The following is a 21,779-nucleotide window of genomic DNA, read 5'->3' on the forward strand; positions in this document are numbered from 1 at the left end:
CGGCGACTTGCGGCGCCCCTCCCCCGCGCGTCCCGCGAACCCGCCTAGCCTGCCTGTTCCCGCAGGTAGGCGTCCCGCACACGGCTGCGGCTGAGCTTGCCGGAGGGCGTGCGGGGCAGGGACGCGCGGAACTCCACCCGGCGCGGGTGCTTGAGCCTCGCCAGCCGGGGCTCGCAGTGCGCGAGCAGGTCGGCGGCGAGCGCGTCGCCGGGGACGGCGTCCGGCGCGGGTTCGACGAGGGCGACGACGCGCTGCCCCCAGTCCTCGTCCGGGACGCCGATGACGGCGACGTCGCCGACGGCGGGATGCTGGAGCAGCACCGACTCGATCTCGGCCGGGTAGACGTTCACGCCGCCGGAGATGATGAGGTCGGTGCGACGGTCGCTCATGTACAGCCAGCCGTCCTCGTCGAGGTGGCCGAGGTCGCCCGGGGTGTAGAACTCGCCGCGCATGGCGGCGGCGGTCTTGCCGGGGTCGCCGTGGTACTCGAAGCCCGGCTGGCCGCCGGCGTAGATCAGCCCGGTCTCGCCGGGCGGCAGCTCGTTCCCCTCCGGGTCGAGGATCTTGATCTGGACGCCCTCGACGGCGCGGCCGACCGTCCCGGGGTGGGCGAGCCAGTCGTGCGGGGTCGCGACGACGACGGCGCCGCTCTCGGTGGAGCCGTAGTACTCGTACAAAACGGGCCCCCACCACTCCATCATCCGCTGCTTGGTCTCGACGGGGATCGGTGCCGCGCTGTGGTACACCTGCCGCAGCGACGACAGGTCGTAGCGGGCGCGGACGTCGTCGGGCAGCGCGAGCATGCGGTGGAACATGGTCGGCACCATGAAGGAGTTGCCGACGCCGTGCCGCTGGATCAGCTCGAGGGTGTGCTCGGGCCGGAACCGGGGCGCGACGACGACGGCGTGACCGAGGTTGAGGGCCATCATCGCGTGCACGCAGGGCGCGGAGTGGTAGAGCGGCCCGATCGCGAGATGCACCTCGTCGCCCGGTTCCAGTCCCAGGTGCTTCATGAGCGTCTGGCGCATGACGTCGAAGAGCAGTTCCGGCGGCACGTCCGGCAGCGGGCGCCGCACGCCCTTCGGCCGCCCGGTGGTCCCGGACGTGTAGAGCATGATCGAACCCATCCGGCGGTCATCCGGTGGTGAGGCGCTGCCGGACGCGCACAGCGCGGCCATCGAGCGGTAGCCCTCGGCGGGGTCGACGCTGACCCGCAGTTCCGCGGCCATCCCGGCCTCGTCGGCGGCGCCGGTGACGACGGGCGCGAACGCGCTCTCGGTCACCACGGCCTTGGCGCCGCAGTCGCCGAGGATGTAGCCGATCTCGGGCTCGGTCAGATGCCGGCTGACCGGGACGACGTAGAGGCCGGACTGCATTCCCGCCAGCAGCACGGTGAGGAACTCGGGCCGGTTGCCGAGGACGGTCGCGACCGCGTCGCCGGGGCGCAGGCCGAGCCCGGCCAGCGCGTTCGACAGGCGGTTCACCTCGGCGTGCAGCTCACCGTAGGACACCGGCACGCCGGGGGCCAGGATCGCCGGGCGGTCCGGGTCGTTGCTCGCGATCTCGAAGAAGCCGACGCCCTCGACGCCCATGCGCACTCCCTTGCCGCGGTCGGATGGCCGGATGACCTTTCATCCCATATGACCCAGCGCGGCCTCGGCCCGTCAAGATTGCGGCCCGTCCGGAAACCCCGGACGGCCCGCCGCGCCTCCCGCTAGCCGGCCTGCGCGGCCTCCAGCGCGGCGCGGGCCATGGTGTGCAGCAGGTCGCCCATCGCGTCGCGGTCGAGGCCGGCGGCGCTGCGCGGGGTGGAGTTGAGCAGGCCGAAGCAGGCGTGGACGGCCGCGCGCGTCCGCCCGTCGGGAAGGCCGGGGCGCAACCGGCGCAGCACACCCACCCATTCCTCGACGTAGGCGCGCTGCAGCCGCCGGACCTCGTGGCGCTGCGGCTGCGGGACGTTGTCGAGTTCGCGTTCGTGGACGGTGATGAGCGCGGGGTTGTCCAGCGCGAACGCGATGTGAAAGCGCAGCAGCGCGTCGAGGGCGCGGCCGGGATCGGGGTCGGCGGCACGGCGGACGCCCTCGGCGTGCAGCCGCTCGCTGATGTCGACGAGCATCTCGGCGAGGACGGCCTCCTTGCCGCTGAAGTGCCGGTAGAGCGCGGGGCCGGTGAGGCCGACGGCCCGTCCGACGTCGCCGATGGACGCCCCGTGGTAGCCGCGGCGGGCGAACAGCTCGGCCGCGGCGGCGAGGATCTCGGCGCGGCGGGGGTTCACCGCGGCGAGGGGCGGCCCGGCGGCCGGGTCGCCGGGCGCCGGAGCCGGGTAGGAGGTCATGGGAGGAGTCTAGACCAAGCTTGTTAATGAGCATTAACATCTCTACCATCGGCGTTGTTAACGAGCATTAACTGGGAAGGGACCATGTCCGGACCCGAGATCGGCGGCCGCGCCGACGTCGCCGGCGAGGCGTTCAAGGCGAGCGCCGCGCACAACGAGGCGCTGGTCGCCGAGCTGCGCGACCGCGTCGACCGGGCCGGGCGCGGCGGTCCGGAACGGGCCCGCGAGCGGCACGTGGCGCGCGGCAAGCTGCTCCCCCGCGACCGGGTCGACACGCTGCTCGACCCCGGCTCGCCGTTCCTGGAGCTGTCGCCGCTGGCCGCGAACGGGATGTACGGCGACGAGGCGCCGGGCGCCGGGATCATCACCGGCGTCGGCCGGGTGTCCGGCCGCGAGTGCGTGATCGTCGCCAACGACGCCACCGTGAAGGGCGGGACGTACTACCCGATCACGGTCAAGAAGCATCTGCGCGCGCAGGAGGTGGCCCTGCACAACCGGCTGCCCTGCGTCTACCTGGTCGACTCCGGCGGCGCGTTCCTGCCCCGCCAGGACGAGGTGTTCCCCGACCGCGAGCATTTCGGCCGCATCTTCTACAACCAGGCGACCATGTCCGGGCGCGGCATCCCGCAGATCGCGGCGGTCCTGGGCTCGTGCACGGCGGGCGGCGCCTACGTCCCGGCGATGAGCGACGAGGCGGTGATCGTCCGCGGCCAGGGCACGATCTTCCTCGGCGGCCCGCCGCTGGTGAAGGCCGCGACCGGCGAGGTCGTGACGGCCGAGGAGCTCGGCGGCGGCGAGCTGCACTCCCGCACGTCCGGCGTGACCGACCACCTCGCCGAGGACGACGCGCACGCGCTGCGGATCGTCCGCGACATCGTCGGCACGCTCGGCCCGCGCGAGCCGCGCCCGTGGGACGTGGCGCCGTCGGAGGAGCCGGCGGTCGACCCGTCCGAGCTGTACGGGGTCGTCCCGCCGGACCCGCGCACCCCCTACGACGTGCGCGAAGTCATCGCGCGGATCGTGGACGGCAGCCGGTTCCAGGAGTTCAAGAAGGAGTACGGCGCGACGCTCGTCACCGGGTTCGCGCGCATCCACGGGCACCCGGTCGGGATCGTCGCCAACAACGGCATCCTGTTCAGCGAGTCGGCGCAGAAGGGCGCGCACTTCATCGAGCTGTGCGACCGGCGCAGCGTCCCCCTCGTCTTCCTGCAGAACATCACCGGCTTCATGGTCGGCCGCGAGTACGAGGCGGGCGGCATCGCCAAGCACGGCGCGAAGATGGTCACGGCCGTGTCGTGCGCGCGCGTCCCGAAGTTCACGGTCGTCATCGGCGGCTCGTTCGGCGCGGGCAACTACGCGATGTGCGGCCGGGCCTATTCGCCGCGTTTCCTGTGGATGTGGCCGAACGCCCGCATCTCGGTCATGGGTGGCGAGCAGGCCGCGAGCGTGCTCGCGACGGTCCGCCGCGACCAGATGGACGCCCGTGGCGAGGAGTGGCCCGCCGAGGACGAGGAGGCGTTCAAGGCGCCGATCCGCGACCAGTACGAGGCGCAGGGCAACCCGTACTACTCGACGGCCCGGCTGTGGGACGACGGGGTGATCGACCCGCTCGACACCCGCCGCGTCCTCGGCCTCGGGCTGTCCGCCGCCGCCAACGCGCCGCTGGAGCCGGTCGGCTACGGCGTCTTCCGGATGTGAGGCACGTGATGTTCGACAGCGTCCTGGTCGCCAACCGGGGTGAGATCGCCGTCCGCGTGTTCCGCACGCTGCGGCGGCTCGGGATCCGCTCGGTCGCCGTCCACACGGATGCGGACGCGGGCGCGCGCCACGTGCGAGAGGCCGACGAGGCCCTCCGCATACCGTCCTATCTCGACGTCGACGCGGTGGTGGGCGCCGCGCGGACCGCGGGTGCGGCGGCCGTCCACCCGGGCTACGGGTTCCTCGCCGAGAACACCGCGTTCGCGCAGGCCTGCGCCGACGCCGGGCTGGTGTTCATCGGGCCGCCCGCGTCCGCGATCGAGGCGATGGGCGACAAGATCCGCGCGAAGCAGACGGTCGCGGCGGCCGGCGTCCCGGTCGTCCCCGGACGGGACGAACCGGGCCTGTCGGACGCCGAGCTGGAGGCCGCCGCGCTGGAGGTCGGCCTTCCGGTGCTGCTCAAGCCGTCGGCGGGCGGCGGAGGCAAGGGCATGCGGCTGGTGCGCGACGCGGCGGACCTGCCGGAGGCGATCGCGTCCGCCCGCCGCGAGGCGCGCGGCTCGTTCGGCGACGACACCCTGCTCGCCGAGCGGTTCGTGGAGAACCCCCGGCACATCGAGATCCAGGTGTTCGCCGACGCGCACGGCAACGCCGTCCACCTGGGCGAGCGCGAGTGCAGTCTGCAGCGCCGGCACCAGAAGATCGTCGAGGAGGCGCCGTCGCCGCTGCTGGACGGGGCGTCCCGCGCGCGCATGGGCGCCGCCGCCGTCGCCGCCGCGCAGGCGGTCGGGTACGTGGGCGCGGGGACGGTCGAGTACATCGTGTCCGCCGACCGCCCCGACGAGTTCTTCTTCATGGAGATGAACACCCGGCTCCAGGTCGAGCATCCCGTCACCGAGCTGGTCACCGGGCTTGACCTGGTCGAACTCCAGTTGCGCGTCGCGTCCGGCGAGCCGCTGCCGTTCGGGCAGGACGACGTCCGGCTGGACGGGCACGCGATCGAGGCGCGCGTGTACGCCGAGGACCCGGCGCGCGGCTTCCTGCCGACCGGCGGCACCGTCCTGGCGCTGACCGAGCCGGACGTCCGCGTCGACTCCGGCCTCGACGTCGGGACGGAGGTCGGCGGGTCCTACGACCCGATGCTGGCGAAGGTGATCGTCCACGGCGCCGACCGCACCGAGGCGCTGCACCGCCTCGACCGCGCGCTCGCGCGCTACACGCTGCTGGGCGTCCCGACGAACGTGGCGTTCCTGCGCGCGCTGCTCAAACACCCGTCCGTCGCGTCGGGCGACCTCGACACCGGCCTGGTGGAACGCGCCCTCGACGAGCTGACCTCGGGCGACGGCGTGCCGCCGGAGATGCTCGCCGCCGCCGCGCTCGACCGGATGCTCGCGCTGGAACCCGCCGACGACGACCCGTGGGCGATCCCGGACGGCTGGCGGCCCGGCGCCCACGCCTGGACGCCGTGGATCATCACCCCGTCCGGCGGCGAGCCCGTCGAGGTTCGCGTGCAGGGCCGCGCCGCGTCCGCGCTGGTCGCGATCGGCGACGGCGAACCGGTCCCCGCGTCGCTGACCGGCACGACCCTCACCTACGGCGGACGGACGGTCTCGTTCGCCGCCGCCCGCGACGGCAGCACGCTGTGGCTCGGACGCGACGGGCACGCCTGGGCGCTGAGCGAGCACGTGCGCGCGGAGGGCGGCGCCGCGGCGGACGCGTCCGGCGACGGCGTGCTGCGCAGCCCGATGCCTGGCACCGTCCTGGCCGTCAAGGTCGGCGAAGGCGACCGCGTGGACGAGGGCCAGCCGCTCGTCGTCGTCGAGGCGATGAAGATGGAGCACACCGTCACCGCGCCGCGCGCCGGGGTCGTGGCGCGGCTGCCGGCCCGCGCGGGCGCCCAGGTCGCCCTGGACGCGGTGCTGGCCGTGATCGAGGAGGCATGATGGCGACACCGCTGCCCGGTCTGCCCGAGCGGGTCACGATCTACGAGGTCGGGCCGCGGGACGGGCTGCAGAACGAGAAGGCGATCGTCCCGGTCGAGGTGAAGGCGGAGTTCGTCACCCGGCTCGCGGACGCGGGGCTCACCACGATCGAAACGACCAGCTTCGTGCACCCGAAATGGGTGCCGCAGCTCGCCGACGCCGAGGAGCTCCTCGACGTGCTCCCCCGTGCCGGAAACGTCCGGTATCCGGTGCTCGTCCCGAACGAGCGCGGCCTGGACCGGGCGCTCGCCAACGGCGTCACCGAGGTCGCGATCTTCGGCAGCGCCACCGAGACGTTCGCGCGCCGCAACCTCAACCGGACTGTGGACGAGTCGATCGCCATGTTCGCGCCCGTCGTGGAGCGCGCCCGCGCCGAGGGGCTGTGGGTGCGCGCGTACGTGTCGATGGCGTGCGGCGACCCGTGGGAGGGCGACGTCCCGATCGAGCAGGTCGTGTCCGTCGCGACCCGGCTGATGGACCTCGGCTGCTCCCAGCTCAGCATCGGCGACACGATCGGCGTCGGCACACCCGGCCGCGTCACCGCGCTGATCGAGGCGCTGGTCGCGGCGGGCATCGGCACCGACCGGCTCGCCGTGCACTTCCACGACACCTACGGTCAGGCGCTCGCCAACACCCTCGCCGCGCTGCGCGCCGGCATCACCGTCGTCGACGCCTCGGCGGGCGGCCTCGGCGGCTGCCCGTACGCCGAGAGCGCCACCGGAAACCTGCCCACCGAGGACCTCGTCTGGATGCTGAACGGCCTCGGCGTCGAGACGGGCGTCGACCTCGGCAAGCTCGTCGCGACCAGCCGCTGGATGGCCGGGCGGCTCGGCCGCCCCAGCCCGTCCCGCGTCGTCCAGGCCCTGTCACCCACCACGGAGAAATGATGATCGACTTCAAGCTCACCGACGAGCAGGAGGAGCTGCGCCGCACCGTCGAGCGGTTCGCGCGCGAGAGCGTGGCCCCGGTGATCGGGGACCTGTACGAGCGCGGCGAGTTCCCGTACGAGATCGTCGCGGCGATGGGGAAGATGGGGCTGTTCGGGCTGCCATTCCCCGAGGAGCACGGCGGGATGGGCGGCGACTACTTCGCGCTCTGCCTGGCGCTGGAGGAGCTGGCGCGGGTCGACTCGTCCGTGGCGATCACGCTGGAGGCGGGCGTCTCGCTCGGCGCGATGCCGGTCTACCGGTTCGGCTCGGACGAGCAGAAGGCGCGCTGGCTGCCGATGCTGACCTCCGGTGAGAAGCTCGCCGCGTTCGGGCTGACCGAGCCCGGCGGCGGCTCCGACGTCCCGGGCGGGATGCGGACGACGGCCCGGCTGGACGGCGACTCGTGGGTGATCAACGGGTCGAAGGCGTTCATCACCAACTCCGGCACCGACATCACCGCGTTCGTGACCGTCACCGCGTTCACCGGCGACGGCGAGATCTCCACGATCATCGTGCCGAGCGGCACGCCCGGCTTCACGGTCGGCCGCAAGTACTCCAAGGTCGGCTGGTCGTCCTCCGACACCCGCGAGCTGTCGTTCGACGACGTCCGGGTCCCGGCGGAGAACCTCGTCGGCGAGCGCGGCCGCGGCTACGCGCAGTTCCTGCGGATCCTGGACGAGGGCCGCATCGCGATCGCCGCGCTGTCGGTGGGCCTGGCCCAGGGCTGCGTGGACGAGTGCCTGCGCTACGCCGGCGAGCGGCAGGCGTTCGGCAAGGAGATCGGCCGCTACCAGGCGATGCAGTTCAAGATCGCCGACATGGAGGTCCGCGCGCACACCGCCCGCCTCGCCTACTACGCGGCGGCGGCGAAGATGCTGGCCGGCGAGCCGTTCAAGAAGGAGGCGGCGATCGCCAAGCTCGTCGCGTCGAACGCGGCGATGGACAACGCCCGCGACGCCACGCAGATCTTCGGCGGCTACGGCTTCATGAACGAGTACGCGGTCGGCCGCTTCTACCGGGACGCGAAGATCCTGGAGGTCGGCGAGGGGACGTCGGAGGTCCAGCGGATGCTGATCGCCCGCGCCCTCGGCCTGCCGCCCTCGTGACCGGCGAGAAACCAATGGTGAAGGCGACCTCACCGCAATAGCGGGTGCAGCCGGACGGCCGATTCGGCCGTCTCTTATGGGCCCAATATCAGCAGAATGCGAATGGTTCATGAGCCGCGGGTAGGCATGGCGCCGTGATAGCGATCCTCATTGCGGTGCTGTGGCCCGCGGCTCTCGGCCGATACGCCCGGCGGGTGGAACGGGGCGAGAGCCCGAACGACGAGAAAATGCACCGGATCCAGCGGGCGACCATCGCCGGTCTGGTTCCCTTCCTGGTCATGTGCGTCGTGGCGGTTCCCGAACTGAAGGCCGAGGGCCTGATACATCTCCGGCACGGCGACCACGGCACTCAAAGCCCCGTACTCGCCGTGGTCTTCTTCGTCGTCTTCGCCATTGAGCTGGCCGGTCTGCTCGCCGCCGTCCATCCTGTTCGCGCTCGCCTGCGGGGCGTGGAATGGCGCCCGGGGCAGGCACTGGGCCGCCTGCTGCGCCTTTCGGCGGTGATGATGCTGCCGGGCCTGCTCTGGCTGGCGGCACTGCGTCCCATCATGTGGCTTTCGGCCCGCCTGCCGGTGGCGTTCGCCGCCTTCCTGGGCCTCTGGACGATCCTGTTCGTGCTCATTTCCCCGCTGATGATGCGCCTGGCCCTCAAGACCCGCCGAATGGACCCGGAACGGCGCGAGCGGCTTCTCGCGCTGTGCCGCGAACAGGGCGTGCGGATAGCCGACGTGCGGGTGCTGGACACCGGGGCCGAACGGCTCGGGAACGCCATGGCGTCCGGCGTCCTCCCCCGCTGGCGTTACGTGCTGATCTCCGACCGGCTGCTCGACGAACTGGACTCCGAGGAACTCGCGGCGGTCCTCTCCCACGAGGTCGCGCACATCCGCAAGAAGCACCAGCTGATCAAGGTGGGCTGCTACATCGGGTCCATCGCCGTTCTGACGCTCGCGCTCGCGGGCCTGCGGGCGGCGGGGCTCCCGCACGCGGCGACGAGCACGCTCTCGCTGCTGGCGGTTCCCGCGATCTTCCTCGTGCAGGGGCTCGCCGGGATCCGGATGGAGCGGGCCGCCGACGACTACGCCGCCCGGACCGTCTCCAAGGAGGCGCTGCGCGGCGGTCTGGAAAAGCTCGCGAAGGCGAACGCGATGCGCCACCGGACGGGCTTTCTATGGAACGTGTTCCAGCAGCATCCGGGCATGGACCAGCGGTTGCGGCGGCTGTCCGCCGGGTCCGGCGCGGCGGCGTCCTGACCCGGCCGCCGCGCCGGTCACTCGACCAGGCGGTCCAGGACGGCGAAGGCCTTCAGGACCGTCTGGCGCTCCTCCTCGGTGCAGTGGTCCTGAAGGGCGCGGCTCAGCCATTCCTCCCGGGCCTGCCGGGACCCCTCGACCCACTCGCGCCCGGCGTCGCTGGGCGTGACCAGCTGCCGGCGCCCGTCCTCGGGGTCGGGGTCGCGGCGGATCAGCCCGCGCTCCTCCAGCGCGGCGATCGTGGCGGCCATGGACTGCGGGCGGACCCGCTCGGCCGCCGCCAGCCCGCTCGCGGTGGCCGCGCCGTCCTTGAGCAGCCGGCTGAGCACTGCCGTCTGCGACGGGGTGAGGTCGTGGCCGCCGCCGATCTCCCGCAGCCTGCGGCGCAGCCGGCTGAACACGATCCGGACCTCACGGGCGGCGCGGGCGGCCGACGGGGAGATGGCCTGCGCGGTGTCGTCCATGGCGCCATTCTAAGTTAACCAGGATAAACTGTCCAGTTGAAACTGTCGAATTGGTGGAGCCCCGCAACGGCCGGCACCGCGACGGCGACCAGCACGAACCCGATCGCGGCCAGCGTACCGAGCCTGCCGAAGACGTCCGTCCACATCGAGGTGCGCTGGCGGCCCGGCGCCGGACCCCTGGTGCGGCCGCTGGTGGCGCTGGCCCAGAAGTCCGCCGCGGCGGTCGCCTGAACGCCTTGACGGCGGTGGGAGCGCGCGCCGACGATGGCGATCATGGCAGCGCAAGGAGGCGACGCTATGGCAGGGACGGGCGGGGCCGGCACGGGGCCCGGCGAGATCGCGCAGGACGGCTCGGCGGTCGAGTTCTACGCCGCGATGCCGCCGGACATCGCGAGCGCCGCGCTCGTCCACACGGCGATCCGGGCGGGCACGCCGATCCTGGAGTTGGGCGCGGGCGCCGGGCGCGTCACCCACCCCCTGCTCGACTTCGGCCATCCGGTGACGGCGGTGGACGACTCGGCCGCGATGCTGGCCCACATCAAGGGGGCGCGCACCGTCTGCTCGCCGATCCAGGACCTGGACCTGCCGGAGCGGTTCGGCTGCGTGCTGCTGATGTCGTACCTGGTCAACTACGGCGACCGCGACGCCCTCCTGGCGGCCTGCCGGCGGCACGTCCGGCCGGACGGCGTGGTCGTCGTGCAGCGCGAGGCGCCCGGCTGGCAGGAGGCCGCGGCCCCGCGCGAATGGGAGCACGACGGCATCCGGTACCGCATGACGGACGTCGAACGGCCCGCTCCCGGGATCCTCGCGGCGACCATCGAGTACCGGATGGGCGACCGGCGCTGGACGCACTCGTTCACGTCGCGGAAGCTCGGCGACGCGGAGCTCCCCGCCGTGCTGGAGGCGGCGGGCCTGCGCCTCGACCGCATCCTGGACGACGCCGCCGGCTGGTTCACCGCCCGCCCCATCTGACCTCAACAACGCTCGATGTTCTTGCAGGACATCCACTGGACGTCCGTCGCGACGGTCCGGCCGGGATGGGAGCGCGCGAAATGTCGGACCCGCGCGCGAGATTGATCGCGTCGAGCGGAGCCGGAACCGGTGGAGGCCCGGATGGACGAGAGCGCCTGGTGGGCGTTGGTGGAGGACGCGCGAGCCGAGGCCGGTGACCGCGCCGACGATCGCGACTCCCCCGACGATCCGCTGGTCGGCCTGGTGACCGATCGGCTCGCCGCCCTGGACGGCCCCGAGATCGTCGCGTTCGACGTCCGGCTCACGCGGCTGCTCGACTCGGCGTACCGCAGGCCGCTCTGGAACGCCGCCTACCTCATCGAGGGCGGCTGCGGCGACGACGGCTTCATGGACTTCCGCGCCGGGCTCGTGCTGCTGGGACGCGAGGTGTTCGCCCGGGCCGTCGACGATCCCGACTCGCTGGCCGACATCCCCACGGTGGTGCGGATGGGCCGCGAGGAGCGTGGCTGGATCGGCGCGGAGGGCCTCCACTACGCCGCCGGGAACGCCTATGAGCGCGTCCGGGCGGAGAGGGCGCCGTTCGACGCGGCGATCGAGACGGCCATGCGCTCGATGCGGCGCCCCGAGCGTCCCGCGAGTGAGGGTTGGGACGTCGAGGACGACGCCGAGACCCGGCTGCGCCTCCCCCGCCTCGCCGCCCTCTTCCTCTGAACGGAGTTCCTTAGCACGGAGTAGCTTGACAGCTAATGCAATTAGCTTTAGCTTGTGGCTAACGTCATTAGCCACAGGGAAGGCCGCAGGTCATGAGCACTGTCACTGTTCCGACCGTCCGCAAGCGCTCCGTCTCGGTCGTCGCGCGCCGCGCCGCTTGGGCGGTAGGGGCGCTGTTCTGGGGTGCGTTCGCCGTGCTCGAAGGGGTCAATCACGGCTGGCTCGCGGCCCTCCTCGCCGTCGCGTTCTTCGTCGCGCCCGACCTGACCTTCCTGGCCGGGGCGCGGGACGCGCACACCGTCGAGCGCGGGCAGCTTCCGGCCCGCGCCGTCCCGTACTACAACACCGCGCACCGCGCGCTGATCCCGCTCGCGCTCATGGCGCTCTACACCGTCGCGCCGATCACGTGGGCGCCGATCTTCGCCGGCCTCTGCGGCTGGCTCGCGCACATCTCGGTCGACCGCGCCGCCGGTTACGGCCTGCGCACCAAGGACGGCTTCCAGCGCCGCTGACCCGCGCTCCCCGCCGGTATGATCTTCGCGGCGTGAACTGACGCGAGGTGCCCCTCGGGGAGAATCGGGAAGCCGGTGCGAATCCGGCACGGGCCCGCCGCGGTGACCGGGGAGCCGCCGCCCACGCGCGCGAGCGCGGCCACTGGCCGTCAGGCCGGGAAGGCGGGCGGACGGGCGTCGATCCGGGAGTCCGAAGACCGGCCTCGCTCCAACGGCCGCCGCCCCGGCGGCCCGACCGCAGCGGGAGCCTGCCCATGAACCTCTACGACGTCATCCACCGCCGCCGCGACGTGCGCGCCGAGTTCACCGGCGCGCCGATCCCGGACGACGTCCTCGACCGAGTCCTCACCGCGGCGCACGCCGCGCCCAGCGTCGGCCTCTCCCAGCCCTGGGACTTCGTCGTCGTCCGCGACCCGGACGTCCGGCGCGCCTTCCACGACCACGTCCGGTCCGAGCGCGACGCGTTCGCCGCCACCCTCGCCGGCGAAGCCGCCGCCCGTTTCGCCCGCATCAAGATCGACGGGGTGCTCGAATCGACCCTGTCGATCGTGGTCACCTACGACGCCGAGCGCGGCGGCCCCGCCGTCCTCGGACGGCACGCGATCGCCGACGCGGGCCTGTACTCGGTGTGCCTGGCCATCCAGAACCTCTGGCTGTCCGCCACGGCCGAGGGACTGGGCGTCGGCTGGGTGTCGTTCTACCGGGAGCCGTTCCTGCGCGACCTCCTCGGCATTCCGGCTGGTATCCGGCCGGTCGCCTGGCTGTGCCTGGGCCCCGTCACGCATCTCGAATCCGTCCCGGACCTCGAACGGCACGGCTGGCGCCAGCGCCGCCCCCTGGACGCCGCCCTCCACCACGACCGCTGGTGACCGCGGCACCCGGATAATCGGATGCGCGCCCCGCGCCCGCCGCGTGATCATGCCTGCATGGACTCGGTGCGCATCAGACTCATGTCGCGGGACGACCTCCCGGCCGCCGAACGGGCTGCGGCGGTGGCGTTCCTGGAGGGCGACCGCCTCAGCCGCCGGGTGAGCGAGCCGGAACCCGAGCCTCCGACGGCGGAGGAGTCGCGCCGGTGGATCGAGCTCGTCGGCTACTTCCTGTCCGTCGATCCCGCAGGCTGCTGGATCGCGGAGGAAGGGCGGGACGTCGTCGGCTTCGCCATCTCCCAGAACCGGGGAGCACTGTGGTACCTGGCGACCTACGGCGTCCTGCCCGGCCGGCAGGGTAAGGGCATCGGCAGGCGCCTGATGGACGCCGTCCTCGACCACGCCGGCGGCCGTCCGGTCCTGCTCTCCTCGACGGTGCATCCGGCGGCCACCCGCCGCTACCGGCTGGCGGGCTTCACCCTGCACCCGCAGATGCGGATGGTCGGCACCGTCGACCGCTCCACGCTGCCCGCCGTCCGCGGGCTGCGGGAGGGGCGCGACGACGACCTGGAGTGGATGGACCGCCTGGACACCGCCGTCCGCGGCGCGGGCCACGGCCCCGACCACGCGCACATGCTGGAGACGCTGCGGCTGGTGGTGTCGGACGCATCCGACCGGCGGGGTTACGTCTACATCGACGAGCGGCGGGGACGTCCCGAACTGCTCGCCGCCGACCGTCCCGAGACCGCCCAGAACCTGCTGTGGGAGGCGCTCGCCTCGACGCGGGGCGACACGCTCGTCAACTGCATCACCACCGGCAACCACTGGGCCGTCGACGTCGGCCTCGCCGCCCGGCTCGACATAGGGCAGGAGGGCTACATCGCCGTCCGCGGCATGCCCGCCCCCGCTCCGTACCTGGCGAGCGGCCACTACCTGTAAGCCGGTCCCCCGCCCGGACAGTAAGGTCGCCGACCATGAGCGACGTGCGGGTGGTGCTGATCGGCGGGACGTCGAACACCGGGAAATCGACCGTCGCGCAGGCGGTGGCGGAGAAACTCGGATTCGAGCACAGGTCGACGGACTACCTGGCGCGGCACCCCGGGCGCCCCTGGCGAACACCGGAACACGAGGTCCGGCCACATGTCGTCGAGCACTACGCGACGCTCTCGACCGATGAGCTGATCGCGTCCGTCCTCGACCACTACGAGCGGCTGTGGCCCCGCATCGAGGAGATCGTCACGGCCCACGCGACCGGCCCCGGCCTCGTCCTGGAGGGCTCGGCGCTCTGGCCCGTCCGCGTCGCGAACCTCAACGTCCCGCACACTGGCGCCGTCTGGTTCACCGCGGACCCCGCCGTCCTGCGCGCCCGCGTACACGCGTCCGGCCACTACGACGGGGCCACGCCGGAGGAACGGCACCTGATGGACCGTTTCCTCGCCCGCACCGAGCGCTACCAGACGCTGATGCTGGACGACGTCGAAAGGCTCGGCCTCGACCGCATCGACACGGGCACCGGCCGCACCGTACCCGAACTGGCGGACGCGGTCCTCGCGGCCGTCCACGCCCAGCACGCCGCCGGACGATGACCCTCCGAGCCCGCCGCGAGAAGGGGTGGGCCGCTTCGGGGCAATCAAGGACGTGACCCCCCTCCACGTTTCCAGAAGGGTCCCGCATGGCCATTTCCCCGCCGCCGCGGGACGAGCCGTGACGGGCGCGCCCTCCGAGATCGGCACGTCGGCGGAGCCGGAACCGTCCGACGCCGACATCATCACCGCCGCGCAGCAGAACCCCGAACGGTTCGCGGACCTTTTCGACCGGCACTACCTGGAGATCCACCGCTACGTCGACCGGCGGCTCGGCGCGGACGCCGCGGACGACATCGCGGCCGAGACGTTCCTGATCGCCTTCCGGCGCCGTTCGGTGTTCGACCCCGCGCACGCGTCGGCGCGGCCCTGGCTGTACGGCATCGCGACCCGGCTGATCAGCCGGCACCGCCGCGACGAGCTGCGCCGGTACCGCGCGATGGCCCGGATGCACAGCGCCGACGTCGCGGAGAGCCACGAGTCCAGCGTGACGTCGGCGGTGGCGGCCGCGAGCTCCGGCCTGAGCCCGGCCCTGGCGCGGCTTCGGCACGGCGACCGGGACGTCCTGCTCCTCGTGGCCCTGGCCGAACTCAGCTACCCGGAGGTCGCCGAGGCCCTGGGCATCGCCTACGGCACGGTCTGCTCGCGGCTCAGCCGCGCCCGCAAGCAGGTCCGCGCGGCACTGCGCGCGTCGGGACACGAGGAGGACGACCGTGGATGACCTCGCCCTCATCCGGCAGATGCACTCCGCCGAACGTCCCCCGTCCCCCGAGACGACCCGGACGGCCCGCCGCCGCCTCCTCGCCGAGGCCGCCCAGCCCCGCGCCCGGGGCCGCCGCGTCACGCCGCTCCCCCGGTCCAAGCGGTGGGTGACGCTCGTCGCGGCGGCCACCGTATGCGTCCTCGGCGGCGTGTCGTGGACGGCGTACCGGTGGGAGACACGACCGCTGTACCACCCCGAACCGCTGGCCAACCAGAACGGACCCGCGTCGACGTTCCTGCTCGCCGCCGCGGACGCGAAGACGCGGCACGCCTCGGACGGACGGTTCTGGCACGTTCACCGCGTGGTGGGCGAAACCGCTGTGGCGTCGTCCCCCTACCACCCCGGTGTGCACTACACAGTGCAGCTCACCAAGGACACCTACGCTCTCGGCGCCAAGACTGCGCAGGAATTCGGCCCACTCCCCCACGGCAAGGGGACGACGGGCGTCAGCTGGGACGACCTGAACGTCCACATCCACCCCGTGACCCCCGCCGACGCGAAAGCCTGGGAGGCGGACCTGCAACCCGGCACACAGGACCTCGGCCTCACCGGACCGGACGAGGAACGCGGCCCGTTCAAGCAGGAGGGCGCCGAACTCGACTTCGGCCCCGACGACCAGCGCCGGCTCCCCGCGAACCCGTCCGAACTCCGCGCGTGGATCCTGAACTACGCGACCAAGTTCGACCACCAACGGCTCCGCGAGCCGGACCTCTACCTGTTCACGGCCGCCCCTATCCTGCTGGTCGACCGCGTCGTCACCGACCGGGTGCGGATCGCGACCTACCGGATGCTCGCCGGTCTCCGCGACGTCAGGACCATCAAGGGCACGGACGCCGCCGGGCATCCAGGGCAGGGCGTCGCGATGAGGCAGACCACCCGCGACTACGGCACGATCGAGTGGCAGCTACTCATCGACCCCGCGACCGGACGCCTCACCGCCAGCCAGGGCATCGTGGTGAAGCCGGGAAGCAAGAACGCCGGCCTTCCGCCCGGCACCCGCCAGTTCTTCGAGATCGTCAAGAAGGCCGAGTGGACGAACGCGCCCCGCGACAGCCTCCTCCCGAAGTCGATCACCGACCCGAACTGGCAGCCCTGACACCACTGCGCAGCGTTGACTTGCGGCGTGTCGTCCTTATGAGGACGTTCATAAGGACGACACGCCGCAAGTCAACGAGCCGCTGCGTCAGCGAGCCGGGTCGAGAGAACCGGCCTTGACGTCGGCGAGCAGGGACGCCCACCCGGACGGCGCGACGGCCAGCACCGCCCCGTCCGGATCCTTCGAGTCCCGCACCGCCACCCGGCGCTCCCCCGCCGCCACCTCAACGCACTGTCCGCCGCCCCCCTCACTGTGGCTACTCTTCCGCCACGCAGGTGCGGCCTCGACGCACTCAGAACCCTGGCTTCCGCTGTGACTGCTCCTGCGCCACGCGGCCGCGACCTCGACACACTCTGACCCGCCACCGCCGCTGTGGCTACTCTTCCGCCAAGGGGAGAACCAAAACTCCTTGCTGGTCATGGTGCTGACACTAGCCGCTCGATCACCGCTATGGAGTCTGATGGCCCAAGCGCGGCGGCTCGCAGGTGGTCAAACACCATGTCGTGATAGCGGATATCCGCAAGATCCTCTAGATACCAACCTGCAGTCTGGTTCTCGACAAGAACAACAGACAAATCCTCAGTCGCCAGGGTGGTAAACGAACCGTTGTGACCAGGGTGCGCCCCCGCAGTGAACGGGAGTAGCTGTAAGGTCACATTCGACAGGGCTGCCACATCTAGCAGGTGTTGAAGCTGCCGTCGCATCACTTCAGGGCCGCCAAACTGCTGGCAGAGGGCCGCCTCGCTGAGGATGGCCCAGAGACGAAGAGGTGTGTCACGGTAGAGGATCTGCTGACGGCGCATACGCAGCTCAGTGAGCCCGTCGACGTCATGGGGATTGCCCATGGGAATCGTGGATCCAATGACTGCACGGGCATAGTCTTCGGTCTGAAGTAGCCCAGGAATTAGGTGGAGTTGAAATGTCCTGCTGGACGTAGCCTCCGCCTCAATCGAGATGTAGTCCAACATTGAAGGGGAAATTTTCCCCTCGTAGCGGAGCCACCAGCCCTTCTTACCGGAGTCTCGGGCGAGGTCGAAGAGGACTTGGCGCTCGTCGGGGTCGGTGAGGCCGTAGCGGTCGAGCATGTTCTCCAGGGCGGGGCGGCGGATGCCGCGTTTGCCGGTTTCGAGCTTGCTGAGCGAGGACGGGGTGCGGTTGAGCAGGCGGGCGGCCTTCTGGAGGGTGAGCCCCCGCTCCTCGCGGATGGCGCGAAGGCGCTGGCCGAGCTTGCGGCTTCGCATGGTCGGACGCTGCGCGTTCTCCATGACGTAATCATGCCTTGACTTTACGTGACGGTGAAGGTTTCCAACGAAGGCGGCAACAGTGCCTCAGTCAAATGTGACCGGGGACCCGGTGCCCGAGGACCTGGAGCCGAGGTCCGGGAACGCATCGTTCGGCGGCGGACGTCCGGCTCATTCTTTTCGGCGACAGCGATGCGAAGGGAGTGAGCGATGACTGCGCCGACCACGAGGTTCGACGCGCTTCTGTTGCCGGGGATGGACCGGGCGGTGGGGCATGCGCGGCGCTGGCTGCGGGACGTGCTGGGCCGCGAGCACCCGTGCATGGACGACGCGGCGCTGTGCATGAGCGAACTGCTGACGAACGCGCTGCGCTACACCGAGTCGGGCCGGGACGGGCAGATCCGCGTGGAGGTGGCGTACTCGGCGCGGACGGTCCGGATCGAGGTGATCGACGATGGCCGGGCGGCGACGGCCCCGCACGTCGCCGAGGCGGCCGAACTGGACGTCTCGGGACGCGGCCTGCGGATCGTCGCGTCCATCGCGAAGGACTGGGGCACGGAGCCGCGCGGCGACCGCCGCGCCGTCTGGTTCGAGCTCTAATACCGTCTGGTCCCGCAGAGGTCCCGCTACCAGGTAGCCGCCCGCCGCAGGTCACAGGGGATTTCGGGGCGGGTCGTCACATCGGGGTCGTGCGGTCCGTCAGGGAGTCGAAAGCGAACGGAACCGAAGGAGCCCACGATGGAAGCACGCTTCGACTACTACGGCACGGCCACCGGCAAGAAGGTCACCAAGTACATCAACTCGGCGGGCAGGGCGGGCGAGGGCTCGGGCCTGGCCGACGCCACGGTGCAACTGGTGCTGCTGCGGGCCAGCCAGATCAACGGCTGCGGGGCGTGCACCGACATGCACTACAAGGACGCCGTGCACGCCGGCGAGCAGCCCGAACGTCTGAACATGGTCGCGGCCTGGCGCGAGGCGACGGTGTTCACGGACGCCGAGCGCGCCGCGCTGGAGCTGACCGAGGAGAGCACCCGCATCGCCGACGCCGCCGGCGGTGTCGGCGACGAGGTGTGGGCGAACGCCGCGAAGCACTACGACGACGAGCAGCTCGCCGCTCTCATCTCGACCATCGCCGTGATCAACGCCTACAACCGGATCAACGTCATCTGCCGGACCCCGGCGGGAAACTACCGGCCGGGCCAATGGTGAGCCGCTCCCGCCCATTGACGATCAGGAGACGGTCAGAATCGAGCCCTAACGACGTCGGAGGGCCTCCACCATGCCGGCCTTCACCGACGGCCATTCGGCGGCGATCACCGAGTACATGGCGGTGTCCCGCAGCTCGCCTTCCTCGCCGGGCACCCACGACTCGGAGTGGCTGCGCAAGACGCCCTCGCAATGCACGCCGAGCCGCTCAATCGCCCGCCGCGACCGCTCATTCCGCGCGTCCGTCTTGAGCTCCACGCGCGCGACCCGCAGCGTCTCGAAGGCATAGTCGAACAGGAGCTTCTTCGCCTCGGCGTTGACGCCGGTGCCCTGCGCGGACGCGGCGAGCCATGTCCAGCCGATCTCGATCGCGCACCACCGGTCCCGGCCCGGCCACGGGCGCGGATGCAACAGTGATGTGTGCCCGACTGCTTTGCCGTCCCTGACCTGTGCGAACGAGATCAGGTCAGGGCGGCCGAGCTTGTCGGAGACGTACGACTCCATCTCGGCCGCGGACGGCACCGGCGTGAACCCGTACGAGGAGCGGTCCTCCTCGGCGGCCTCCGCCAGTTGCGGCACATGCGCCACCGACAGCGGCTCCAGCCTGACCAGCCTCCCGGCCAGCACCGGAACGTCCACGCGGTCCTCCCAACTCGACGTCAGCTCCGGACGCGCTCCGCCAAGCGATTGGCCATGGCCGTCTTCACGGACGGCCATTCGGAGGCGATCACCGAGAACATCGCCGAGTCGCGCAGAACGCCCTCCTCGCCCGGCGTCCACGACGGCGACCAGTTCCGCAGGACGCCTTCGAAGCGCACGCCGAGCCGCTCGATCGCCCGCCGCGACCGTTCGTTGCGCGCGTCGGTCTTGAGGTCGACGCGCACCGCGCCCAGGGTCTCGAAGGCGTAGGTGAACAGCAGCTTCTTCGCTTCGACGTTGATGCCGGTGCCCTGCGCGGACGCGGCGAGCCACGTCCAGCCGATCTCGATCGCGCACAGCCGGTCCGTGCCGGGCCACGTCCGCGCATCCCACAGCCCGGTGTGCCCGACCGCCTTCCCATCCGCCACCCTGATCTGCGCGAACGGCGTCAGCCCAGGCCGGGCGAGCTGCCCGGCGACGTACGACTCCATATCCGCCGCACCGGGCACGAGCGTGAACCCGTAGGACGACCGGTTCTCCTCGGCGGCCTCCGCCAGCTCCGGTACGTGGTCCATCGACAGCGGCTCCAGCCTGACCAGCCTCCCGGCCAGCACGGGGACATCAAGGCGCACGCCCATGAACTCTCCTCATCGCTCCTGGCATTGGCACCTTGCCGCCGAGGCAGGTTGCCGAACCGTCACCGGGCCAGGTCCCTCAGGTCCTCTGGATGATCACAACGCCCCGCATCCTGCCCGCCGCCCCCACCCCCGTCAACACGATTTCCGCCCCGCGCGGGCCTCTCGCACCGCCTTGGCAACACACCAATGCGTTTCCGATTGAGAATCTCGTTCGGTATGCGCCCGAACGGAAAAGTGTCCCCGTGGTCATTACAGAGGACTCGATACGCGCTAGCATCCCGTGGGCTCGCCCGGCTCGCCGTCCCCGGCAAAGCGACCGGCGCACGGGTCTGCATTTGTTACCAACTGTCCGATTTACACTAGTTAGATGGCGAATCAATGTCGGAAATGCTGGGGGAAACTCCCGCGAACCAGGCGTCCAGGTCGCTAGCCTCTACCTCGACCGCACACCCCCGTGGCATGGTCGCAAGGAAGGGACCGAAGCATGCCCGCATGGACGGACGACGAGAGAAGCAGCGCCGCCGACTCGACCTCCGGCACACCGGAGCGGTCATGGCGCAGGAGCACAGGGTGTGCGGATAAGACGGAGTGCACGGGAGAGTCGAACTGTGTCGAAGTGGCGCGGCTTTCGCCCGAGCTGATCGGACTGCGGGACTCCGCACGGCCGGAGGCTGTTCTACGCCTCTCGAGAAAGCGTTTCTCCGCACTTCTCCAGGCGATCAGCGACCGCGACGAAGGATGATCGCGATGACGTCCCGGACCAGGTCGGCAGGGGTCAACGAGCCGCCCACTCCTCGGCGGCCCGCGAGATTCGGCGGAGGGACTCGTCGGCGGAAAGCGAGACCGACCTCAGCTCGTTCCAGCACAACCGGTACATGTGCGTGGCGTTGTCGTCCTGGAGTACCGCCATCGTCAAGAGATTGTCCAGGTACACGGCGTCCGGGAATCTGACGTCGTAGGCAGGGGAGAATTCGAGAAGCGTGAAGGTGTCCGAGAATATCGGTTCCCGGTCGGACTCAAGCGGAAGCACGTAGACGTGCACGTTCGGTAACTCGGCAAGGTCGAGGAGGTCGAGCATCTGCCCGCGCATGGTGTCGCTGTCGCCGATGGCGCGCATCAGCACGGACTCGTCGATCACGGCCGAAAGCGTCAGGGGATTATCACGGCGCAGTACGTCCTGCCGTCGCATTCGCAGATCCAGCCGGCGCTCGACCTGCCGCGGCGTGGAAACGGCGATGACCCTTCCGCTGTCCAATATCCGATGCGCGTACTCCCTGTTCTGCAGCAGCCCGGGGATGGAATACGTCCCGAAAGTCAGAGCGGTGCGGGCCTCGTCCTCCAGAGCGACGTAGGTGCCGAACTCGCCGGCCATGACGTCCCGGTACTCGGCCCACCAGCCCTGTTCCGTCGCGGCCTGCGCGAGCGCGAGAACCTCCCCCTTGTGGCTCTCGCCCACCCGGTACAACTCCAGCAGCAGCCGGACGTCGGAGACCCGCACGCCGATCCGGGCGTTCTCGATCCGGCTCAGCTTGGAGGGCGACCAGTCGAGCCGCTCCGCGATCTCCTCGACCGTCCCGCCGAGGCGTTCCCGCAACCGCCGCAACTCGATGCCGAGGCGGCGCCGGCGGACGGTCGGCGCTGCTGCCACCCCAGCCTCCCAGCGAATCGGTTTCGACCCTCGGGCCCGGACGCCGATCTGCAAGTTGCAGGGCAACGATAACCTCGCGATTCCGGGATCACCAGCCCTCGCGGAAAAGCGGTTCCCTACCTTTGACAACCTCCTGT

General features: G+C 71.1%; 26 protein-coding genes and 2 riboswitches. Of the genes, 17 read left to right on the forward strand and 9 right to left on the reverse strand.

Features of this window, described 5'->3' with window-relative positions; translation table 11 throughout:
* Nucleotides 1–44: 44 nt before the first annotated feature.
* Together QP089_RS45210 and QP089_RS45215 are read right to left on the reverse strand one after the other, a co-directional pair.
* On the reverse strand, nucleotides 45–1,592 hold the full coding sequence (locus QP089_RS45210; protein ID WP_285920765.1) for an AMP-binding protein: 1,548 nt from the start codon (nucleotides 1,590–1,592) through the stop codon (nucleotides 45–47).
* A 122-nt stretch (nucleotides 1,593–1,714) separates the two neighbouring features.
* Nucleotides 1,715–2,335: an SACE_7040 family transcriptional regulator gene (locus QP089_RS45215; RefSeq protein WP_285920766.1), complete on the reverse strand. Its 621-nt coding sequence runs from the start codon at nucleotides 2,333–2,335 to the stop codon at nucleotides 1,715–1,717.
* Between the two features lie 84 nt (nucleotides 2,336–2,419).
* Here QP089_RS45215 and QP089_RS45220 point away from each other — a divergent pair, with 84 nt between their 5' ends.
* The 4 genes from QP089_RS45220 to QP089_RS45235 are packed head-to-tail and all read left to right on the forward strand — an operon-like array spanning nucleotide 2,420 to nucleotide 8,050.
* Nucleotides 2,420–4,033 (forward strand): carboxyl transferase domain-containing protein, encoded by a 1,614-nt coding sequence (locus QP089_RS45220; RefSeq protein WP_285920767.1) that lies wholly within the window; start codon nucleotides 2,420–2,422, stop codon nucleotides 4,031–4,033.
* An 8-nt stretch (nucleotides 4,034–4,041) separates the two neighbouring features.
* Nucleotides 4,042–5,976 (forward strand): acetyl/propionyl/methylcrotonyl-CoA carboxylase subunit alpha, encoded by a 1,935-nt coding sequence (locus QP089_RS45225; protein ID WP_285920802.1) that lies wholly within the window; start codon nucleotides 4,042–4,044, stop codon nucleotides 5,974–5,976.
* Nucleotides 5,973–6,902, forward strand: a complete 930-nt coding sequence (locus QP089_RS45230; protein WP_285920768.1) for a hydroxymethylglutaryl-CoA lyase — start codon at nucleotides 5,973–5,975, stop codon at nucleotides 6,900–6,902. The genes QP089_RS45225 and QP089_RS45230 overlap by 4 nt, the downstream gene beginning before the upstream one ends.
* Entirely contained in the window at nucleotides 6,902–8,050 is a 1,149-nt protein-coding gene (locus QP089_RS45235; RefSeq protein ID WP_285920803.1) for an acyl-CoA dehydrogenase family protein, read from the forward strand. Before QP089_RS45230 ends, QP089_RS45235 begins: the two co-directional genes overlap by 1 nt.
* Nucleotides 8,051–8,157: 107 nt before the next feature.
* Here QP089_RS45235 and QP089_RS45240 read toward each other — a convergent pair whose 3' ends face one another.
* Complete coding sequence (locus QP089_RS45240; protein WP_285920769.1) at nucleotides 8,158–8,475, reverse strand: hypothetical protein; 318 nt, start codon at nucleotides 8,473–8,475, stop codon at nucleotides 8,158–8,160.
* A gap of 24 nt (nucleotides 8,476–8,499) precedes the next feature.
* Between QP089_RS45240 and QP089_RS45245 the strand changes: the two genes are divergently transcribed.
* Nucleotides 8,500–9,300 carry a M48 family metalloprotease gene (locus tag QP089_RS45245; RefSeq protein WP_285920770.1) on the forward strand — a complete coding sequence of 267 codons (801 nt, stop codon included), beginning with the start codon at nucleotides 8,500–8,502 and terminating at the stop codon, nucleotides 9,298–9,300.
* A 17-nt stretch (nucleotides 9,301–9,317) separates the two neighbouring features.
* Here the strand turns inward: QP089_RS45245 and QP089_RS45250 are convergent, their stop codons facing one another.
* Entirely contained in the window at nucleotides 9,318–9,764 is a 447-nt protein-coding gene (locus tag QP089_RS45250; protein WP_285920771.1) for a MarR family winged helix-turn-helix transcriptional regulator, read from the reverse strand.
* Nucleotides 9,765–9,800: 36 nt separating this feature from the next.
* Here QP089_RS45250 and QP089_RS45255 point away from each other — a divergent pair, with 36 nt between their 5' ends.
* The 9 genes from QP089_RS45255 (at nucleotide 9,801) to QP089_RS45295 (ending at nucleotide 16,270) form a co-directional block, all read left to right on the forward strand.
* The gene (locus QP089_RS45255; RefSeq protein ID WP_285920772.1) at nucleotides 9,801–9,995 is read left to right on the forward strand and encodes a hypothetical protein; all 195 of its coding nucleotides are present in this window, start codon (nucleotides 9,801–9,803) and stop codon (nucleotides 9,993–9,995) included.
* 66 nt (nucleotides 9,996–10,061) lie between these two features.
* Nucleotides 10,062–10,736 (forward strand): class I SAM-dependent methyltransferase, encoded by a 675-nt coding sequence (locus QP089_RS45260; protein WP_285920773.1) that lies wholly within the window; start codon nucleotides 10,062–10,064, stop codon nucleotides 10,734–10,736.
* A 141-nt stretch (nucleotides 10,737–10,877) separates the two neighbouring features.
* Nucleotides 10,878–11,447, forward strand: coding sequence for a DUF4240 domain-containing protein (locus tag QP089_RS45265; RefSeq protein ID WP_285920774.1), 570 nt, complete (start codon nucleotides 10,878–10,880; stop codon nucleotides 11,445–11,447).
* A 92-nt stretch (nucleotides 11,448–11,539) separates the two neighbouring features.
* Complete coding sequence (locus tag QP089_RS45270) at nucleotides 11,540–11,959, forward strand: DUF4260 family protein (RefSeq protein WP_285920775.1); 420 nt, start codon at nucleotides 11,540–11,542, stop codon at nucleotides 11,957–11,959.
* Between the two features lie 28 nt (nucleotides 11,960–11,987).
* Nucleotides 11,988–12,179: riboswitch (cobalamin riboswitch) on the forward strand.
* Between the two features lie 34 nt (nucleotides 12,180–12,213).
* Complete coding sequence (bluB, locus tag QP089_RS45275; protein ID WP_285920776.1) at nucleotides 12,214–12,828, forward strand: 5,6-dimethylbenzimidazole synthase; 615 nt, start codon at nucleotides 12,214–12,216, stop codon at nucleotides 12,826–12,828.
* Between the two features lie 57 nt (nucleotides 12,829–12,885).
* Nucleotides 12,886–13,767: a GNAT family N-acetyltransferase gene (locus QP089_RS45280; RefSeq protein ID WP_285920777.1), complete on the forward strand. Its 882-nt coding sequence runs from the start codon at nucleotides 12,886–12,888 to the stop codon at nucleotides 13,765–13,767.
* Nucleotides 13,768–13,802: 35 nt separating this feature from the next.
* Nucleotides 13,803–14,414, forward strand: coding sequence for an AAA family ATPase (locus QP089_RS45285; protein WP_285920778.1), 612 nt, complete (start codon nucleotides 13,803–13,805; stop codon nucleotides 14,412–14,414).
* Between the two features lie 118 nt (nucleotides 14,415–14,532).
* The gene (locus QP089_RS45290) at nucleotides 14,533–15,132 is read left to right on the forward strand and encodes an RNA polymerase sigma factor (RefSeq protein ID WP_285920779.1); all 600 of its coding nucleotides are present in this window, start codon (nucleotides 14,533–14,535) and stop codon (nucleotides 15,130–15,132) included.
* Nucleotides 15,125–16,270: a hypothetical protein gene (locus QP089_RS45295; protein WP_285920780.1), complete on the forward strand. Its 1,146-nt coding sequence runs from the start codon at nucleotides 15,125–15,127 to the stop codon at nucleotides 16,268–16,270. Before QP089_RS45290 ends, QP089_RS45295 begins: the two co-directional genes overlap by 8 nt.
* A gap of 87 nt (nucleotides 16,271–16,357) precedes the next feature.
* Here QP089_RS45295 and QP089_RS45300 read toward each other — a convergent pair whose 3' ends face one another.
* On the reverse strand, nucleotides 16,358–16,690 hold the full coding sequence (locus tag QP089_RS45300) for a DUF397 domain-containing protein (RefSeq protein WP_285920781.1): 333 nt from the start codon (nucleotides 16,688–16,690) through the stop codon (nucleotides 16,358–16,360).
* Nucleotides 16,687–17,535, reverse strand: coding sequence for a helix-turn-helix domain-containing protein (locus QP089_RS45305; protein WP_285920782.1), 849 nt, complete (start codon nucleotides 17,533–17,535; stop codon nucleotides 16,687–16,689). The genes QP089_RS45300 and QP089_RS45305 overlap by 4 nt, the downstream gene beginning before the upstream one ends.
* Nucleotides 17,536–17,721: 186 nt before the next feature.
* Here QP089_RS45305 and QP089_RS45310 point away from each other — a divergent pair, with 186 nt between their 5' ends.
* Complete coding sequence (locus tag QP089_RS45310) at nucleotides 17,722–18,111, forward strand: ATP-binding protein (RefSeq protein WP_285920783.1); 390 nt, start codon at nucleotides 17,722–17,724, stop codon at nucleotides 18,109–18,111.
* 138 nt (nucleotides 18,112–18,249) lie between these two features.
* Nucleotides 18,250–18,720, forward strand: a complete 471-nt coding sequence (locus QP089_RS45315) for a carboxymuconolactone decarboxylase family protein (protein WP_285920784.1) — start codon at nucleotides 18,250–18,252, stop codon at nucleotides 18,718–18,720.
* Between the two features lie 45 nt (nucleotides 18,721–18,765).
* Here QP089_RS45315 and QP089_RS45320 read toward each other — a convergent pair whose 3' ends face one another.
* Nucleotides 18,766–19,356, reverse strand: coding sequence for a GNAT family N-acetyltransferase (locus QP089_RS45320; RefSeq protein WP_285920785.1), 591 nt, complete (start codon nucleotides 19,354–19,356; stop codon nucleotides 18,766–18,768).
* Between the two features lie 20 nt (nucleotides 19,357–19,376).
* Nucleotides 19,377–19,994, reverse strand: coding sequence for a GNAT family N-acetyltransferase (locus QP089_RS45325; RefSeq protein WP_285920786.1), 618 nt, complete (start codon nucleotides 19,992–19,994; stop codon nucleotides 19,377–19,379).
* Between the two features lie 6 nt (nucleotides 19,995–20,000).
* A riboswitch (SAM riboswitch) is annotated at nucleotides 20,001–20,090 on the reverse strand.
* 388 nt (nucleotides 20,091–20,478) lie between these two features.
* On the opposite strand from QP089_RS45325, the gene QP089_RS48990 reads away from it, so the two are divergent.
* The gene (locus QP089_RS48990) at nucleotides 20,479–20,736 is read left to right on the forward strand and encodes a DUF397 domain-containing protein (protein ID WP_353070753.1); all 258 of its coding nucleotides are present in this window, start codon (nucleotides 20,479–20,481) and stop codon (nucleotides 20,734–20,736) included.
* A 33-nt stretch (nucleotides 20,737–20,769) separates the two neighbouring features.
* Here QP089_RS48990 and QP089_RS45330 read toward each other — a convergent pair whose 3' ends face one another.
* Nucleotides 20,770–21,642, reverse strand: coding sequence for a helix-turn-helix domain-containing protein (locus QP089_RS45330; protein WP_285920787.1), 873 nt, complete (start codon nucleotides 21,640–21,642; stop codon nucleotides 20,770–20,772).
* Between the last annotated feature and the right edge of the window lie 137 nt (nucleotides 21,643–21,779).

Source organism: Actinomadura opuntiae, from assembly GCF_030283205.1.
Taxonomy (GTDB): Bacteria; Actinomycetota; Actinomycetes; order Streptosporangiales; family Streptosporangiaceae; genus Spirillospora.